At 72.5% G+C, this 16,665-nt stretch carries 15 protein-coding genes; 11 read left to right on the plus strand and 4 right to left on the minus strand.

Going from position 1 to position 16,665, the window contains the following annotated elements; translation table 11 throughout:
* Positions 1-1,533: glycoside hydrolase family 2 protein (locus AOK16_RS00495; RefSeq protein WP_420865366.1), on the minus strand; the 1,533-nt coding region annotated here is incomplete at its 3' end.
* Between the two features lie 276 nt (positions 1,534-1,809).
* On the opposite strand from AOK16_RS00495, the gene AOK16_RS00500 reads away from it, so the two are divergent.
* Both AOK16_RS00500 and AOK16_RS00505 read left to right on the plus strand, forming a co-directional pair.
* A complete protein-coding gene (locus tag AOK16_RS00500; RefSeq protein WP_055470191.1) occupies positions 1,810-2,427 on the plus strand; it encodes a DivIVA domain-containing protein in 618 nt (205 codons plus the stop codon).
* A 138-nt stretch (positions 2,428-2,565) separates the two neighbouring features.
* Positions 2,566-3,366 carry a hypothetical protein gene (locus tag AOK16_RS00505; protein WP_055470192.1) on the plus strand — a complete coding sequence of 267 codons (801 nt, stop codon included), beginning with the start codon at positions 2,566-2,568 and terminating at the stop codon, positions 3,364-3,366.
* A gap of 79 nt (positions 3,367-3,445) precedes the next feature.
* On the opposite strand, the gene AOK16_RS00510 is transcribed toward AOK16_RS00505, so the two are convergent.
* On the minus strand, positions 3,446-4,195 hold the full coding sequence (locus AOK16_RS00510) for a sugar isomerase domain-containing protein (protein ID WP_055470193.1): 750 nt from the start codon (positions 4,193-4,195) through the stop codon (positions 3,446-3,448).
* A 151-nt stretch (positions 4,196-4,346) separates the two neighbouring features.
* On the opposite strand from AOK16_RS00510, the gene AOK16_RS00515 reads away from it, so the two are divergent.
* From AOK16_RS00515 to AOK16_RS00525, 3 genes are all read left to right on the plus strand, one after another.
* On the plus strand, positions 4,347-5,279 hold the full coding sequence (locus tag AOK16_RS00515) for a MurR/RpiR family transcriptional regulator (RefSeq protein ID WP_055470194.1): 933 nt from the start codon (positions 4,347-4,349) through the stop codon (positions 5,277-5,279).
* The gene (locus tag AOK16_RS00520; RefSeq protein ID WP_169790843.1) at positions 5,266-6,345 is read left to right on the plus strand and encodes an N-acetylglucosamine kinase; all 1,080 of its coding nucleotides are present in this window, start codon (positions 5,266-5,268) and stop codon (positions 6,343-6,345) included. The genes AOK16_RS00515 and AOK16_RS00520 overlap by 14 nt, the downstream gene beginning before the upstream one ends.
* 263 nt (positions 6,346-6,608) lie before the next feature.
* On the plus strand, positions 6,609-7,862 hold the full coding sequence (locus AOK16_RS00525) for a Gfo/Idh/MocA family protein (protein ID WP_055470201.1): 1,254 nt from the start codon (positions 6,609-6,611) through the stop codon (positions 7,860-7,862).
* A 208-nt stretch (positions 7,863-8,070) separates the two neighbouring features.
* Here the strand turns inward: AOK16_RS00525 and AOK16_RS00530 are convergent, their stop codons facing one another.
* Positions 8,071-9,471 (minus strand): peptidase C39 family protein, encoded by a 1,401-nt coding sequence (locus tag AOK16_RS00530; protein ID WP_055470195.1) that lies wholly within the window; start codon positions 9,469-9,471, stop codon positions 8,071-8,073.
* Between the two features lie 199 nt (positions 9,472-9,670).
* Here AOK16_RS00530 and AOK16_RS00535 point away from each other — a divergent pair, with 199 nt between their 5' ends.
* The 5 genes from AOK16_RS00535 to nusB all read left to right on the plus strand — a co-directional run bounded on the left by AOK16_RS00535 (position 9,671) and on the right by nusB (position 14,902).
* On the plus strand, positions 9,671-10,309 hold the full coding sequence (locus AOK16_RS00535; protein ID WP_398718296.1) for a uridine kinase family protein: 639 nt from the start codon (positions 9,671-9,673) through the stop codon (positions 10,307-10,309).
* A gap of 533 nt (positions 10,310-10,842) precedes the next feature.
* On the plus strand, positions 10,843-12,549 hold the full coding sequence (locus tag AOK16_RS00540) for an AAA family ATPase (protein ID WP_079100906.1): 1,707 nt from the start codon (positions 10,843-10,845) through the stop codon (positions 12,547-12,549).
* 201 nt (positions 12,550-12,750) lie between these two features.
* Complete coding sequence (locus AOK16_RS00545) at positions 12,751-13,857, plus strand: aminopeptidase P family protein (protein WP_055470196.1); 1,107 nt, start codon at positions 12,751-12,753, stop codon at positions 13,855-13,857.
* 47 nt (positions 13,858-13,904) lie between these two features.
* Positions 13,905-14,471, plus strand: a complete 567-nt coding sequence (efp, locus tag AOK16_RS00550; protein WP_055470197.1) for an elongation factor P — start codon at positions 13,905-13,907, stop codon at positions 14,469-14,471.
* Positions 14,472-14,473: 2 nt separating this feature from the next.
* The gene (gene nusB / locus AOK16_RS00555) at positions 14,474-14,902 is read left to right on the plus strand and encodes a transcription antitermination factor NusB (RefSeq protein ID WP_055470198.1); all 429 of its coding nucleotides are present in this window, start codon (positions 14,474-14,476) and stop codon (positions 14,900-14,902) included.
* A 400-nt stretch (positions 14,903-15,302) separates the two neighbouring features.
* Here the strand turns inward: nusB and bldD are convergent, their stop codons facing one another.
* Positions 15,303-15,803 carry a transcriptional regulator BldD gene (gene bldD / locus AOK16_RS00560; protein WP_055470199.1) on the minus strand — a complete coding sequence of 167 codons (501 nt, stop codon included), beginning with the start codon at positions 15,801-15,803 and terminating at the stop codon, positions 15,303-15,305.
* Positions 15,804-16,024: 221 nt separating this feature from the next.
* Here bldD and pyrR point away from each other — a divergent pair, with 221 nt between their 5' ends.
* A complete protein-coding gene (gene pyrR / locus AOK16_RS00565; RefSeq protein WP_055470200.1) occupies positions 16,025-16,609 on the plus strand; it encodes a bifunctional pyr operon transcriptional regulator/uracil phosphoribosyltransferase PyrR in 585 nt (194 codons plus the stop codon).
* The last annotated feature ends 56 nt before the right edge of the window (positions 16,610-16,665 follow it).

Here is a 16,665-nt window from a genome sequence, read left to right on the forward strand (position 1 = left end):
GTCACAGGAGTGGGCGGTGCCGTGGTCGGGGTCGTTGGGGTGGTGGTCCCAGGAGCCGGACCAGGGGCTGACCGCCCAGTAGGGGAGGGTGGGGTCGGTCTCGGCGACGACGCGCGGAAGCAGGACGAGGTAGTAGCCCTCGCCCCAGCTGTCCCCGGCCAGTTCGCCCTCCCAGCCCCAGTCGCGGAAGGCCCACAGGTTCTCGTTGTTGCCGTTCCACAGCACGAGGCTGGGGTGCGGGGCCAGGCGGGTGACGTTCTCGCGGGCCTCGGCCTCGATCTCGCCGCGCAGCGGCTGCTCCTCGGGGTAGGCGGCGCAGGCGAAGAGGAAGTCCTGCCAGACCAGCAGGCCGAGTTCGTCGCAGGCGTCGTAGAAGTCCTCGCTCTCGTAGATCCCGCCGCCCCAGACGCGTACGAGGTCGACTCCCGCGTCGGCGGCCTGCCGGAGGCGGGTGCGGTAGCGCTCGGCGGTGACGCGGGTGACGAGGGCGTCGTCGGGGATCCAGTTGACGCCTCGGGCGAAGACCGGCTCGCCGTTGACGACGAGGGTGAAGGCCGAGCCGTGCTCATCGGCTCCGGTGTCGAGGGCGACGGTGCGGAAGCCGACGCGGCGGGTCCAGCGGTCCAGCTCGCGGTCCCCGTCGAGGAGGATGATCTCGCAGTCGTACAGCGGCTGTTGTCCGTAGCCGCGGGGCCACCACAGCTCGGGGTCCGGCACCTCGACAGTCAGGGAGGCCGCGGCCCCGTCGGCCGTGGTCTCGGCGCGGGCCTCGGTGGTCGTGATCTCGGTACGGGCCCCGTCGGCCGTGCCCTCCGCGCGGGCCCCATCGGCCCGGGCTGCGCCGACGCGGGCGAGGACCGTCAGCCGGCGGCCCTCGCCGCCGGGGGTGCGCTCCAGGTCGAGGTCGAGCCGTACGCGCCCGGTGCCGTCCTCGACGGTGACCTGCGGCGTCACGCGGGCGAGCCGGGCCGTGGACCAGTGCTCGACCCTGGCCTGGCGCCAGATGCCCGCGGTGACCAGGGTCGGCCCCCAGTCCCAGCCGAAGTTGCAGGCCATCTTGCGGAGCAGGTGGAAGGGCTCCGGGTAGGAGTTGGGTCGGTCGCCCAGCTTCTCGCGCACGGCGTCGGCCTCGGCGTAGGCGGAGGTGAACAGCACGGAGAGCGGGGTGGGGGCGTCGGCGGCGAGCAGGCCGGTGACGTCGAAGCGGTAGCCGCGGTGCATGTTGCGTGTGGTGCCGACGACCGTGGAGCCGACGCGGATCTCGGCGACGGTGTCGAGCCCGTCGAAGACCAGGTCGGTGCGCTCATGACCGGTGGTGCGCGGCGCGAGTTCGGTGTCGTAGCGCCAGTCGGTGCGGCCGATCCAGGACAGCCCGACTTCGTTGTCGTCGAGGAAGGGGTCGGGGATCAGGCCCGCGGCGAGCAGGTCGGTGTGGACGCAGCCCGGCACCTGGGCGGGGACGCGGCCCCCGCCGAGCGGTGAGTCGGGCAGCCGCAACGTCCAGCCCCCGGTCAGCGGCAGGGCGTCCTTCATGGGTGCTCCTTGCGTGTAGGCCTCAACGGGCGTTCAACGTAAGGGGCGTTGGAGGCACTGTCCATGTTCGTAAACCGGGTTCAGTCATTTTATCCCCCTTATTGGGGAGTTGACGGTGGCGGCTATGTCGGGAGTTGTCGCGTTTCCGGCGGGAGGGGGGTGGGCAGCCATACGGCGCAGGAAAGCGGTGGGGCCGAAATTCGAGAGCAGAAGGGTTGGGTGAGGATTGCCGTGTGCGATTCCCATCCCGTGGCGAGTTCCTGGGGCCGGGAGAGAGTGTGGCTGACCCCGGAGGACGTACGGAACAAGGTGTTCACCACGGTCCGCCTGCGCGAGGGCTACGACCTGGTCGAGGTGGACAATTTCCTGGCCGAGGTGGAGGGGGTGCTGTCGGCCGTCTTCCGCGAACTGGCCGATCTCCAGTCCCATCTCGCCATCGCCGCCCGGGGCGGCTCCACGGAACGCCTGGTCGCCTCCGCCCAGGAGAGCGCCGACGAGACGATCGCCCAGGCACACGCGCGCGCCGAGCGCATCGTCGGCAAGGCCAAGGAGCGCGCCGAGGCGATGGAGCGGGACGCCCGCAGCCGCGTCTCGGACATCGAACGCCGCGTGACCAGCCTGTACTCCTTCGCCGGCGACTACCGCAACGACATGAAGGCCCGGCTGGAGGACGAGCGCCGCGACCTGGAGAGCCGGCTCCGCCAACTCGACGCCTGGGACGCCGAGTCACCGGTGCCGCGTACGTCAGCGGCGCCCGCACCCGTTCGCTACGCGTCCCGGCAGACGGCCGATCCGGGGTCCGCCGACACCGTCACGATGGGCCGCGTCCCGTACCAGGGCTCCGCCGTGGAGCCGTTGACGCCGCTCGACCAGCTGCTCTCGGACGACGACTGAAACGACGCCGAAACGACGGCTGAACCGACGGCCAAGACAATGGCCAGGACAACGGCCAGACAACGACCGAGAAAATGCCCCATCAACCTGCCGTCACTTCGGCTCGAAATGCCAACGGGTAGGCAAAACATGGCGCTTATGGCCGTCCTGGCGCTTCCCTATTCCCTCTGGATCGCGGTCGCACTGCTTTCCGCGGCAACGCTCACAGGGGCCTGGATCGCCCGGCGGAATTCCGAACGCGTCGGCGTGTGGCTGGCCATCGCGTCGACACTGATGTCGGTTTCCGCGCTGTCCGGAATTCTCCCGGACGCATGGCGCTCCGCGGCGGCGCTCGGAGTTTTCCCGTGGGCCGTTCCGCTCACCGCGGCGGCGGGTTTCCTGGTGGTCGGCCTGTTCACCCGCGGGGCGTACCGGGCGGTCGCCGGCGGCGGGGAGCGCGGCCGGGGCGGGCTCCACTCCCCCGGCCGCCACCGCCGGGTCGAGCGGATGCTCGGCGCCGCCGTGTTCGCCGGGATGGGCGCGGCGGTGCCCCTGACGCTGCACCGGGCGGTGGACGGCACGGCGCCCTCCCTGATCGCCACCGCCCCGGTGCCGGTCGCCCTCGGGCTGGTGACGCTGGCGCTGATGGTGCACTGCGCCAGCGAAGGCCTGGCGCTCGCCGCGCTTCTGGGCATCTCCCGGCAGCGGCTGGCGCCGTGGCTGGTCCTCGCGTGCGCGAGCCCTGTGCTGGGCGTCGCGCTGGCCGTCGTCCACCCGCTGCCGGCCGATGTGGCGCCCGTCGTGCTGGCGGCGGTGGCCGGAGGGCTGCTACGAGTCGCCTTCGTCTGCCTCAGGCTGGCCTCCGGCAGACGCCGGGCCGGGGAGCTCTCACGCGGGCAGCTGGTCTCCGCGACGGTCGCGGCGTCGGCGGTGGGAACGCTGCTGGGCCTGGCGTACTGACGCCGCGTCCGCAGGCGACAGCCACATCACCCGCAGTACACACGGGCATTGAAGTCAGGCGTCCACACGGACACCGGAGTCAGGCACTGCGCCGGATGCGTCCGGCGTAGCGGTCCTCCAGCTCCTTGTTGTGCTCATCACCGCCGGGAACATTGGCCGACAGGTAGACCGGCGGCACCTGGCCCGCGTCGGCGATCAGCTGAACGACTTCGGCGCACACCATCTGGGCCAGCAGCGCGCCCGTGATCGAGGAGATCGCGCACACCGAGCCGCCCGAGGGCAGCGGCAGCAGCGAGTCGCCGTACGGGGCGCCGTTGTCGAGGACGACATCGGCGAAGTCGGTGAGCCGCTTGCCCGAGGGGTGGCGCGGGGTGACGCCCGCGGTGTGCTCCAGCGAGGTCACCGCGATCAGGGCGTGCCCGCGCTCCTTGACCAGCTGGGCCATCTCCACGATGCAGCCGTTGATGCCGGAGTTGGACGCGATGACGAAGGCGTCGGACGGGCGGGGCGCGGTGAGTTCGTAGAGCCGGTGGGCGATGGAGGGGTCGCGCTCCAGCTTGGGGTCGGTGAGCAGTTCGCCGGGCGCGTCCCCGTAGAGGACGAGATCCCGTACGGCGATCTTGTTCGTGGGTACCAGACCGCCGGCGCGGCCCGCGATCTCGGTGGCCAGGGACTCCGAGTGCCCGGTGCCGAAGGCCTGGACGACGCCGTCGGCCAGCAGCGAGTCCGCGAGGATCCGCGCGGCCGCCGAGACGCCCTTGCTCTGGGTTGCCACGACGCGGTCGATGACGGTCCTCGCCGCGGAGACGAATTCTTCGCTGTCAGGCATGCGCGCCGGGCCTCCATGAGGAAAAATTGTTCGTTGCCGAGGAGACTCTGCGGGGTGCTCGGGACCCAAGTCAAGGGTCTGGGCAGGCCATTGACAGATCAGGCAGAGTGGCCGTAGAGAATAATTCTTCACCGCTCCTGAGAGGTCGCCCATGAGCCCTGCCGCCCCCGACGCGGGTCCCGACGCGTACGCGGACGACGGGATCGTCGCCCGCGTACGGGAGCTGCTGACCGGCCTACCAGAGGCCCAACGCGCCCTCGCTGAGCTGGTGTTGGACGATCCGGCCGCCGTCGCGCGGATGACGATCCTGGACCTGGCCGACGCGTGCGGGGTCTCGACGGGCAGCATCACGCGCTTCTGCCGGACGCTCGGGCTGAGCGGGTACGCCGCGCTCCGGCTCGCACTGGCGGCCGACCGGGGCGGCGCGGGCGGCACCGGGATCGCGACCTGGCGGGCCAACATGGGCGCGGACATCTCGGAGAAGGACGACATCCAGCAGGTGGCCGCGCACCTCTCCGCGGCCGTCCGCCACGGCATCGAGCGGACCTTCGCGTCCCTCGACCTGGCCGCCGTCGACCGGACCGCCGCGGCCCTGGCCGCCGCCCGCCGCGCCGAGGTCTACGGCGTGGGCGGCAGCGCGGGCATGGCCTCGGAGTTCCAGCAGCGCGTCTACCGGATCGGCGTGCCCGCCTGGGCCTGGACCGACGCCCATATGGCGCTCACCGGGGCGGCGCTGCTCGGCCCCGGCGACGTCGTCGTCGCCGTCTCGCACAGCGGCCGCACCCGCGAGGTCGTGGACCTGCTGACCGAGGCCGTCAGCCGGGGCGCCACCACGGTGGCCGTCACCAACGCCGCCGACTCGCCGCTGGCCGCGCGCGCCGACCTCGTCCTGGCCACGGACGTACGGGCCGACGGACTGAGCCATGAGACGGTCCTCGCCCGGCACGCCCAGATGGCCGTCCTCGACCTGCTGTACGTCGCGGTGGCGCAGCGGACCTACGAGAAGACCACGGTGGCGATGGCCGCCACGTCCGAGGCCGTCCAGCCGTACAAGCAGCCGGAGTCGGGCCGTGGCCGAAGCTGAACTGGTCGTCGCCATCGACGCCGGGGGGACGCGGACCCGGGCGGCGCTGGCCGCCGCCTCCGGCCCGGACGACGCCGGTCCGGACACGGTCCTCGGCACCGGCGGCGCGGGCGCGGGCAACGCGCTGTCCGTGCCCGCCGACCGGCTGGCCGACCACCTGGCCCAGGCCCTCGCGGCAGCAGTCCCCCCGAGCCAACGGGCGTACGTACGGGCCGTGGTGGCGGGAGTCGCCGGGTGCGCGGGTACCCCCCCGGCGGGCGCCGGGGACGGCCGGCGTACGGACCCCGGGTCGGTGGCGGCGGAGAAGGCGCTGCGGGCGGCGCTGGAGCGGCTGGGGTTCGCGCCGGATGTGCCGCTGCGGCTGCACAGCGACACCGAGGTCGCCTTCGCCGCCGCCCCCGGCGCGCCCGCGGACGGGCTGATCCTCATCGCGGGCACGGGCGCCGTGGCCGCCCGGGTCGCCGGGCGGCACCAGACCGAAGTGGCGGACGGGGACGGCTGGTTGCTCGGGGACAGCGGCAGCGGGTTCTGGATCGGGCGCCGGGGTGTGCGCCGGGCCCTGGCCGCGCTCGACGGGCGCGGCCGGACGACGTCCCTGACTGGCGCCGTGACGGCGTACTACCTGGGCAAGGCGGTCGAGACCCGGCCCGCGGACCCCGCCGTCTGCCAGGAGGTGCGGGCCCGGGTGGTGCGGGCGGTACAGGAGAGGCCGCCGGTCGATCTGGCGCGGGTCTGCCCGCTGGTCACGGCGGCGGCCGGGAAGGGCGACGCGGTCGCCGCCCGGATCCTGGACGCGGCGGCGGAGCGGCTGGTGACGACGGTTCAGGCGCTGTCGCCCACCGCGGGCAAGACGCTGGTCACCAGCGGCGGACTGCTGGGACCCGGTGGGCCCCTGCTGCCCCGGTTCGCGGCGCGGGTCGCGGGGCTCGGGTTGCGCCCGGTGCCCGTCGCGGACGGCCTGCCCGGCGCCGTGGCCCTGGCCCGGCTCACCCTGCGTGGCGGCGGGCCCGGCCCGGACGGCGGCGTTCTCCGGAACGTCACCCGCCCAGGCCAGGCCAGGCGGTAGAGCACCGGCATCGCCCCCGTGCGGTTGGCGGTCATGTCGGCCCGCACATAGCCGCGGAAGCCCAGCTTCGTCACCTGCCGCACCAGGCAGGCGCGGTATGCCGCACTCGTAGCGGGCACGGTCGACGAACACGTAGTCGGAGTCGCGCGATGCGGACGGCTCCGACCGGGTGAGCGGTCCGGTCCTGCGCCGGTCGGAACTTCTTGCAGTTTCCGCCAGAAAGCGCTTTCCACATGCCCCGCCAGCCGCTACCTTTCTCGACCATGACACCCGTCTCACTCATCGTCGTGGGCGCCGGCGACCGCGGAACGCAGCATGCCCGCTGGGCACTTCAGCACCCGGACCGGGCGACCGTCGTCGCCGTCGCCGAGCCGCGGGAGGTGCGCCGGGACCGCTTCGCGGGGGCACACGGCATCGGACCCGAGAACGCGGTGCCCGACTGGAGGGAACTGGCGGCCCGCGGCCGGATCGCCGACGCGGTGCTGATCTGCACCCTCGACCGCGACCACGTGGAGCCCGCCGAGGCCTTCGCCGCCCTCGGCTACCACATCCTGCTGGAGAAGCCGATGGCACTGGACGAGGAGTCCTGCCGGAGGATCGTCGAGGCCGTCGAGCAGGCGGGAGTGATGCTCGCGGTGGGCCACGTCCTGCGCTACACCCCGTACACCCGCGCCCTGAAGCGGGTCCTCGACTCCGGGCGGCTCGGCGAGGTCGTCAGCGTCCAGCACCTGGAGCCGGTCGGCTACTGGCACCAGGCCCATTCCTACGTGCGCGGCAACTGGCGCCGCGCCGACGAGGCCACCTCAATGCTCATGGCCAAGTCCTGCCACGACCTGGACTGGCTGCAGTACGTCATCGGGGAGCGGCCGTCGCGCGTCTCCAGTTTCGGGCGGCTGTCCCATTTCACCCCCGCCAACCGGCCGGCCGGGGCGGCCGACCGCTGCCTGGACTGCCCGGTCGAGGACTCCTGCGTCTACTCGGCCAAGCGGTTCTACGGCGGGATGCTGGAGCGCCGCGAGCACGTCTGGCCGCTCGCGGTCGTCGTGGACGACTTCACCCCGGACGCCCTCGAACAGGCTCTGCGCACCGGCCCGTACGGCCGCTGCGTGTACGCGTGCGACAACGACGTGGTCGACCACCAGGTCGTGGCCATGGAGTTCCCAGGCGGGGCGACCGCCAACTTCACCATGACCGCGTTCACCGAGGGCGGCAGCCGCCGGACCCGCGTCTTCGGCACGCGCGGCGAGCTGACCGGTGACGGGGAGACCATCCGGATCTTCGACTTCCTGACGGACACCGAGGAGACCGTCGACATCTCCGGTCTGGGCGAGATGAACGCGGCGGACGGGCACGGCGGCGGCGACACCGGACTCATGGACGCGTTCGTCTCGGCCGTCGCCTCCGGCGAACCCACCCTGATCACCTCGGGCCCCCGCGACTCCCTCGCCAGTCATCTGGCGGTCCTCGCCGCCGAACGCTCCCGCCTGAACGGCACGGTGGAAACCGTGGGGACATGACCGCGGACGTCAGCCCGCGTGCACGCGGAAGCCGTCAAGCGTGGCCCACTGGCCGCCGCGCTATCCCGGACGCAGCACGGCTGTTGGGCCAGGAGGCCAGAAAGACATCGGGCCACCGTCGAGGTCCTGCTCCGAAACCCGGCCGGAAACCGGGAACACCGCAGCCCTGGGCCCTGACGTGTGGCGTCAAGGCCCAGGGCGCGCCGGCTCAGCGGATGCCCAACTCCGCGAGGGCCCGTTGCTGGGCGGCCGCCGGGCGGGCGGGCCAGTAGAGGTACGCGACGCCGCCGGTGCCGCCCACGACCTTGCCGTCGGCGTTCTTCCGCTTCGTCCGCAACCAGATATTCTCCCACTCACGCCGCTGGTAGACGCGGCGGACCTCCTCGTTGCTGTCGCTCGCCGGGTCGTTGGCGATGACGTCGCCGTCCTCGGTGAAGCCGATGACCGTCATGAGGTGGCCCGCCGTGCCGTACCCGGCGCCGGTGAGCTCCGACTCCATGAAGGACTGGGACGTTATCACCGGGATTCCGGCGGCGATCAGCCTCTCCAGGTCGCTCAGCGAGCCGAGGCGGGTGACGATGCCCTGGAAGTCGCGGTAGGTGGCCGCGTAGGCCGCGTTGAAGGGCCAGTTGCCGCAGCCCTCGTACTGGTAGTCGTACGTGAAGCGGGCCGCGTGGCAGACCTGCGGGTCCTCGAACTCCGGGTCGACCCAGTCCAGATCGTCCTCGGAGGGCTCGCGCCCCCAGTACTCGATGATCATCTGCGAGGAGGTGGGGCTGCACCACGCCTCGCCGCCGTTGTCGTACTCCGGGTACTGGCCCTTGTGGATGTTCTGCGAGTAGCGCGGCACCTCCAGCTCGCGGGGTTCGCCACCCTCGCCCGGCTCGGAGGCGGCCACCTCGAAGCGGTCGGGGATGTCGGACCCCATCGCGCCGATCCGCCACACCGTGGGCGTCGCCTTGGTGCCGGGCTTCCGGTAGAGGGTGAGCCGCAGCTGGTACGAGGCGAGGCGCAGGCCGGAGGCGGCGTCGTCGATCGAGAAGGTGTCCGTCCAGACGCTGCTCCTGCCGTCCTTCTGGTCATCCACCGAGGTCCGCTTGATGTCCTCGTCACCCGACGCCCAGCGGCCCAGCACATACGCGGGAGTCTTCTTGCCGTCGGAGTACGTGCCGATCATCTCGATCTGGATCCAGGTACCCGCCGGGGTCCGGGCGCTCCAGGAGGCGACGAGCTCGGTGGCCGGGGTGGTGAGCCGGTGGACCGGGCCGGTCCAGGTCGCGTACTCCCAGGTGGCCTTCTTCTCGGTGTGCGGGTCGGTGTAGTCCCTGCGGCCCAGCGGGGAGGCGAGGACGATGCCGGGCCGGGGGCCGCCCTCGACACGGGTCCCGCGGGCGCTGCCGGAGCGCCAGTCGGCGTACGTGGTCCAGGCGTGGTAGTCCACGCGGGCGACCCCCTTCTTCGCGGAGGGTGCCGACGGGGCCGCGGAGCCCGCGGCACCTGAAGGGGCTGGGGCGGCCGGTGCGGCCTGCACCGACGAGGCGGCGGCGGTGCCCGCCGCGACCGCGATCGCGGCGGCCAGCACGGTACGCCGAGGGGTGGGTCGGGTCATGTCGGAAGGTCCCCCAGTCATCACGATGGTGCGTCAGGAAGTGGGGCTGGTGCGGTGGGCGTGCTCAACTATCTCCGGTCCGGTGGTCTTCGGCCAGCGATTCCGCACGAGTCGCGGCATGAATATGGGGCAATACCAGCGGCGCCGCCGCCCGCCACGCCGGAGCGGACACCCGAGGGCCGCCCGTAGGGTGAACGGCGTGGACCAGCCGCCCCCGCCCGCGGACCAGCCTTCCCAGCCCGACCGTACCGGCGCCGCTCTCGACCTCGATGGGCTCGCCGGTCACTTGCGTGCCCTGCCGCCCTCCTGCGGGCCGGTCCGGCTGGTCGCCGTCGACGGGCACGCCGGGTCCGGCAAGAGCACGTTCACCGATCGGCTGGCCGCCGCGCTCGGCGGGGCGCCCGTGCTGCACCTGGACGACCTGGCGACCCACGACGAACTCTTCGAGTGGACCGACCGGTTCAGGAGCCAGGTCCTCGACGCCCTCGCCCTCGGCCGTACCGCGAGCTACCGCCCGTACGACTGGGTGCGCCGGGCGTTCGGCCCACCCGCCGCGCTCCCACCGGCGCCCGTGGTCCTCGTCGAGGGCGTGGGGGCGGGCCGGCGGGCACTGCGCCCGCATCTCGCGTGCCTGCTGTGGCTGGACCTGCCGCCGTGCGCGGCCTGGGAGCGCGGCCGCCGTCGCGACGGCCCCGGGCAAGCGGAGTTCTGGGACGGCTGGATGCGCGCGGAGCAGAGCCACTTCGCGGCCGACCCCTCGCGGCCGCATGCCGACTTCCTCATCCGGCAGCGAAATGCGGGATATGCGGTGATCCCGGCGGGCCAGGCGACCACGTGAGCGAACCAGCCCTCACCCTGAGTAAGAACACCCCATACAGTACGGAGAGGGCCCGATCAGCACGCGCGTTCCCACCCCCAACTCGGCTTGACCTGGGGGCCGTCCAGGTCTTACGTTCTCAATGTGCGGCTCCACGGAGCCGCCCGCAGATGCGAAGCCCCCGGTTGTTCCCCCGTGATCGGGGGCTTCGTTCTGCCCTCAACTTCCCACGGGATCCCTACAGGAGCCGCATTTCGGGACGCATGGCGCGGCCGCCTCCTCACGCTCGGTCACCATCCCCGGTCCGCCGATCATCTGCGCGCCACACCTCGGCGACAGGCCAGGTCATGGGTACGATGCGGACGGGAGACGCGGCAACTCCCGTACAGAGCACGGCGGTTCCGCCCTGCCACGGCCTCGTCGGCCGCTTTCGGCAATAGCGAAGGCCACGGCTGGGTAGGCACAAGGCCTGGACACAGCGCACAGCCCAGCAAGGCCCTCGCCCGGCAAACGCCCGGCGGCACACCTCGGGCAAACGGTTTGTGGGGGACGTGATGGACATCGGCTCGCAGGGCTCGGAGGCCCCCGCCGACCTCGCCTGGCTGCGCGCCGTCGACGCCTACACCATGGGGGCGTACGCGCAGGCCGAGGAGGAGTTCAAGGCCGCGGTCCGGCTCGACCCCGGCATGGCCGACGGCTGGCTCGGGCTGCACGCGCTGCGCGTCGACACCGCGACCGCGCTGCTGCGGATGCACCGCCACCGGGACCGCTTCGGCGAGCAGCGCACCCGCCACCGGCGCCCCCTCAACTCCTGGTACTGGCTGGGCTGGTGGGTCCAGCCCGTCCTGGAGAGCCCACGCGACCTGCTGCTCGCGCACGCCTCGCACTGGCTCGACGGGCGCCATGTGCCGGAGCTGGACCGGGCACTGGCCGGCTGCCCGCCGGTGGACACCGACCCGCAGGTGCGGTTCCTGCACGCCTGCCGCGCGTATCTGGTCAAGGACTGGGAGCAGCTCGTACGCCACACCGAGCCGCTGCTCGGCGATCCGCTGCTGGGCATCGAGGCGGGCCTGTTCGGCGGCATGGCCCGGGTCCGGCTGGAGATGTACGGGCAGGCGGAGCCGCTGCTGGCCGCGGCGCTGATGCGCTGCCGTAGCGAGCAGCCCCAGCGCAAGGAGCTGCGCTACTGGCTGGCCCGCGCCCACGAGGGCACCGGCCGCAGCGCGGCGGCGTTGCCGCTGTACCGGGCGGTGCACCGGGTCGACCCGGCGTTCATGGACACCGCGGCCCGGCTCGCGGCGATCTCCGAGGGCGACGGGCTGGACGAGACCGGCGACCTGGCCGCCGTCTCGCTGGCGGGCGTCGGGCAGGACGCGCTGGACGCGACGGCCGACCCCGACCTGCTCACCGCCGACGCGGCGGGCGACGGCCGCGAGCTGCCGGCGAGCACGGCGGACGCGGAGGAACTGCTGCCCGGCACCGCCCCGGTGGACTCCGACGCCGTACGGGAGAAGGCCGTCATCCCGGTGCAGCCCGCCCCGCAGCAGCTGCCGCCCGGCCCCGCCGACCCCGTGCTGCTGCGGCAGGCGCTGTCCGAACTGGAGCGGATGGTCGGCCTCGAACCGGTGAAGCGGCAGGTGCGGGCCCTGTCCGCGCAACTGCACATGGCCCGGCTGCGCGCCGGGCAGGGGCTGCCCGTCCAGCCGCCGAAGCGGCACTTCGTCTTCTCCGGCCCGGCGGGCGCGGGCAAGACGACGGTCGCCCGCCACTGGGCGCGGACCCGCCGCGTGCCGACCGCGCACATCAGCCTCGACGACGTACGGGAGTGGGTCAGGTCCGGGTTCGCCGATCCGCAGTCGGGGTGGAACGAGCACTCCGAGGCGCAGTACCGGCTGGCCCGCCGCACCTGCGGCTTCGCCGCCCGCAACTTCCTCGCCAACGGGATCTCCTGCATCCTCGACGACGCCGTCTTCCCCGACCGGCCGGTCGTCGGCCTCGGCGGCTGGAAGCGGCACGTGGGCCCCGGCCTGCTGCCGGTCGTGCTGCTGCCGGGCCTGGAGGTCGTCCTGGAGCGCAACGCCGCGCGCTCGGGCAACCGCAGGCTGGCCGACGAGGAGGTGGCGCTGATCCACGGCAAGATGGCCGGCTGGTACGGCTCGGGCCTGCCGATCATCGACAACTCCCAGCTGGACGTGGAGACCACGGCCCGCGTGCTGGACGACGCGCTGGCCCGTGCCATCGCGAGCCTGCCTCCCGCATGACCTGCGCAGGGTCTCCGGCTCCCGCATGATCTGCGCGGGGTCTCCGGCTTCCGCATGACGGCTTCCGCATGACCTGCGCGGAGCCCCGCCTCCCGCATACCCGCGCGGGTCCCTGCCCGGCGCATGAGCCCTGCCGTACGCCCGCCCCGTACGGCCCCGCTCGCCAGGACGGGCCGGGAGAGCGCTCGTACGCTCGAAGCCATGGCAGAGGTGTACGCGGACAGGCGCTCGCGGCTGCGCGACCAGTGTGCGGGGGCAGGGCGGGCGGCCGTGCTGGTCTCGCGCCCGGCCAACGTCCGATACCTCGCGGGCGGCGCCCCGCCCGGCGCGGCCCTGCTGCTCGGCCCCGCCGAGGACCTCCTGGTCTGCCCCACCGCCCCCAACGGCGATCCCGCCGAGGGGCGGCTCGCCGAGGAACTGCGCGTCGAGGTCCTCGCCGATCTGGCCGCCGACGCGGCCGTCGCCGCCGCGGGCCGTGCGGCCGGTACCGGTGCCGACACCCTCGCCGTCGAGGAGCACCACCTGACCGTCGCCCGACACCGCGCCCTCGGCGCAGCCGCCGAGGGGCTCCGCCTCGCCGACCTCGGCCTCGCCGTCGAGCAGCAGCGGCTGATCAAGGACGACGAGGAGATCGCCTGTCTGCGGATCGCCGCCGAGATCTCCGACCAGGCCCTCGGCGAGTTGCTCGAATCGATACTGGTCGGCCGTACGGAGCGGCATCTCGCGCTGGAGCTGGAGCGCCGGCTGGTCGACCACGGCGCCGACGGGCCCGCCTTCGCGACCTCCGTGGCCACCGGGCCGAACGCGGGCGCGGCCGGGCACCTTCCCACCGACCGGCGGGTCGAGGAGGGCGACTTCCTCAGCGTCTGCCTGGGCGCCAACTACCGCGGCTACCGCTGCGCGCTGGGCCGCACGTTCGTCATCGGAACCTCCCCGGCCGCCTGGCAGGTCGAGCTGTACGACCTGGTCTTCGCGGCGCAGCGGGCCGGGCGGGAGGCGCTCGCGCCGGGCGCCGCGTACAGCGACGTGGACCGCGCCGCGCGGCAGATCCTGGACTCCGCGGGGCACGGCGAGGGGCTGGCCCCGTCCACGGGACACGGAGTGGGGCTGGAAATCGAGGAGGAGCCTCGGCTCTCGCCCACGGCCATGGGTAAACTGGACGCTTGTGTGCCGGTCACCGTCGAACCGGGGGTCCACCTTCCGGGCCGGGGCGGTGTCCGGATCGACGACACGCTCGTCGTCCGCCCCGAAGCGGACGGCGGACCCGAGCTACTCACCATCACGACCAAGGAACTGCTCGCGCTGTAGCGCGTACTCCTCGGTCGACCAGCCTCAGCCCAGGAGAAAGCGCAACCGTGGCCACCACGAACGACCTCAAGAACGGCATGGTGCTCAAGCTCGACAACGACCAGCTGTGGTCCGTCGTCGAGTTCCAGCACGTCAAGCCCGGCAAGGGCCCGGCCTTCGTGCGCACCAAGCTCAAGAACGTGCTCTCCGGCAAGATCGTCGACAAGACGTTCAACGCCGGGGTCAAGGTCGAGACGGCGAACGTCGACAAGCGCGGGATGCAGTACTCGTACAAGGACGGCGAGCACCTCGTGTTCATGGACATGGACACGTACGACCAGATCCACGTCGATCCCAAGACCGCCGGGGACGCCGTCAACTTCCTGGTGGAGGGCTTCGACGCGGTCGTGGCGATGTACGAGGGCAACCCGCTCTACGTCGAGCTCTCCGCCGCCGTCGAGCTGGTCGTCGCCGAGACCGAGCCGGGTCTCCAGGGCGACCGCTCCACCGGTGGCACCAAGCCCGCCAAGCTGGAGACCGGCCACTCGATCCAGGTCCCGCTCTTCATCACGACCGGCGAGAAGATCAAGGTCGACACCCGCTCCGGTGAGTACCTCGGCCGGGTGAGCAGCTAACCGTGGCCGCACGCAACAAGGCCCGGAAGCGCGCATTCCAGATTCTCTTCGAGTCCGACCAGCGGCCCGCCCCGGTGCGGACCGTCCTCGCGGACTGGATGCGGCTGGCCAGGACCGACGACCGGCAGCCTCCGGTGGGCGAGTACACGATGCAGCTCGTCGAGGGATACGCCGAACACGCGGACCGCATCGACGAGTTGATCGCCACCTACTCGGTCGGCTGGACGCTCGACCGGATGCCGGTGGTGGACCGCAACATCCTGCGGCTCGGCGCGTACGAGCTGATCTGGGAGGACGAGGTCCCGGACGCGGTGGTGATAGACGAGGCCGTGCAGCTCGCCAAGGAGTTCTCCACGGATGACTCGCCGGCGTTCGTCAACGGCCTCCTCGGCCGTCTGAAGGAGCTCAAGCCGACCCTCCGCCGCGCCTAGCCCAGCACTCTCCTCGGCCGTTCAGCGGGCCCGGAGCGGAAGATGAACGATCTTCCGCTCCGGGCCCGCCGCATGTCCTGGTCCGGGAACCGTACGGTCGCTGCGCCCGGGAACCGGACCGTACAGGCCCGCCGGCCCGGTCACCGGACGGATGGGCATGCCGCTCGGCCACCGGGCCAGCAGGCCTATCGCTGAGGCCACCGGGCGGCTGCTCCCGAGGCGGGGCGAGCCGCCGGGCGGCTGCTCCCCGAGGCGGGCGCTCCCTCCACCGGAAGCCGGGGCCGACCCGCTGACCGGCCCGGTACGGTCGAGGGCGGGCGCACGGTGAAGTGCGTCCGCCCTCGGACGTGACGTTTCTGCCGGTCGGCAGACCAGATAACCAGAGGCGATGCCGGCTCGGTCAGACGTCCTCGTGCTGCACGGCCCGGCGCGCATCCGCGTCCAGCACGCCCCAGCTGATCAGCTGCTCGGTCAGCACCGAGGGGGACTGGTCGTAGATGACCGCGAGCGTGCGCAGGTCGTCCTGACGGATCGACAGCACCTTGCCGTTGTAGTCGCCGCGCTGGCTCTGGATGGTGGCGGCGTAGCGCTGGAGCGGGCCGGCCTTCTCGGTCGGCACGTGGCTGAGCCGCTCGAGGTCCAGGACCAGCTTCGGCGGCGGCTCGGCAGCGCCGCCGGGGGTCGTGCCCGGCAGCAGTTCCTGCACCGGGACACCGTAGAAGTCCGCGAGCTCCGCGAGGCGCTGCACGGTCACCGCTCGGTCGCCGCGCTCGTAAGAACCGACGACCACGGCCTTCCAGCGGCCCTGCGACTTCTCCTCGACGCCGTGCAGGGACAGGCCCTGCTGAGTGCGGATGGCGCGAAGCTTGGCCCCGAGCTGTTTGGCGTATTCGCTGGACATATAGCTCCCCGGACGAAGGGTGGTTACTCACTGTGAGGTTACGCAGCGTGACCTGAGTTCGTCAAGCCGAATGGTCCACACCGGCACCCCCGGGTGGACCCGCATGGGGTGTTCCGGGGGCGCCGACCGGCCCCTATGCGCCTCCTGATATCTTTGTCAGCGCACATTTCCGACGTCCTTTAAGGTCCGTCCCGTGAGGCGGAGAAGGAGGTCCGTTCTCCATGGACTCAACCGGCTCGCAGAGCCCCGTTCCGGCCCGCCCCGTGCTCGAGGCCCCGGACATCGCGCGGGTTCTCACCCGCATCGCCCACGAGATCGTCGAGCGCGCCAAGGGCGCCGACGACGTGGTGCTTCTGGGCATCCCCACCCGCGGCGTGCACCTCGCCCGCAGGCTCGGCACCAAGCTTGAGGAGATCACCGGCAGGCCCGCCCCGGTCGGCTCCCTCGACATCACCATGTACCGCGACGACCTCCGGCTGCGCCCCGCGCGTGCCCTCGGCCGCACCGAGATCCCCGGTGACGGCCTCGACGGCCGCCTGGTCGTGCTGGTCGACGACGTGCTCTTCTCCGGCCGCACCATCCGCGCCGCGCTCGACGCCCTCGGCGACCTCGGCCGCCCGCGCGCCGTCCAGCTGGCTGTCCTGGTCGACCGCGGCCACCGCGAACTGCCCATCCGCGCCGACTACGTCGGCAAGAACCTCCCGACGTCGCTGCGGGAGATGGTGAAGGTCCAGCTCACCGAGGAGGACGGCCGCGACAGCGTGCTCCTCGGCGTACGAGAGACCGCCTCCGCCGCCGAGCGGTAACGCCCGCGTGGGCCGGCCCGGAACCCGGGACGGCGCCACGCCCGCGCCCGTACGCC

Origin of the sequence: Streptomyces pathocidini, assembly GCF_001418495.1 — a bacterium.
Taxonomy (GTDB): Bacteria; Actinomycetota; Actinomycetes; order Streptomycetales; family Streptomycetaceae; genus Streptomyces; species Streptomyces pathocidini.

Excerpts from the sequence above, each read along its gene's own strand:
- AOK16_RS00505 (WP_055470192.1), top strand. The coding sequence starts at position 2,566 with ATGGCCGTCCTGGCGCTTCCCTATTCCCTCTGGATCGCGGTCGCACTG.
- AOK16_RS00510 (WP_055470193.1), bottom strand. The coding sequence starts at position 4,195 with ATGCCTGACAGCGAAGAATTCGTCTCCGCGGCGAGGACCGTCATCGAC.
- AOK16_RS00515 (WP_055470194.1), top strand. The coding sequence starts at position 4,347 with ATGAGCCCTGCCGCCCCCGACGCGGGTCCCGACGCGTACGCGGACGAC.
- AOK16_RS00525 (WP_055470201.1), top strand. The coding sequence starts at position 6,609 with ATGACACCCGTCTCACTCATCGTCGTGGGCGCCGGCGACCGCGGAACG.
- AOK16_RS00530 (WP_055470195.1), bottom strand. The coding sequence starts at position 9,471 with ATGACCCGACCCACCCCTCGGCGTACCGTGCTGGCCGCCGCGATCGCG.
- AOK16_RS00540 (WP_079100906.1), top strand. The coding sequence starts at position 10,843 with ATGGACATCGGCTCGCAGGGCTCGGAGGCCCCCGCCGACCTCGCCTGG.
- AOK16_RS00545 (WP_055470196.1), top strand. The coding sequence starts at position 12,751 with ATGGCAGAGGTGTACGCGGACAGGCGCTCGCGGCTGCGCGACCAGTGT.
- bldD (WP_055470199.1), bottom strand. The coding sequence starts at position 15,803 with ATGTCCAGCGAATACGCCAAACAGCTCGGGGCCAAGCTTCGCGCCATC.
- pyrR (WP_055470200.1), top strand. The coding sequence starts at position 16,025 with ATGGACTCAACCGGCTCGCAGAGCCCCGTTCCGGCCCGCCCCGTGCTC.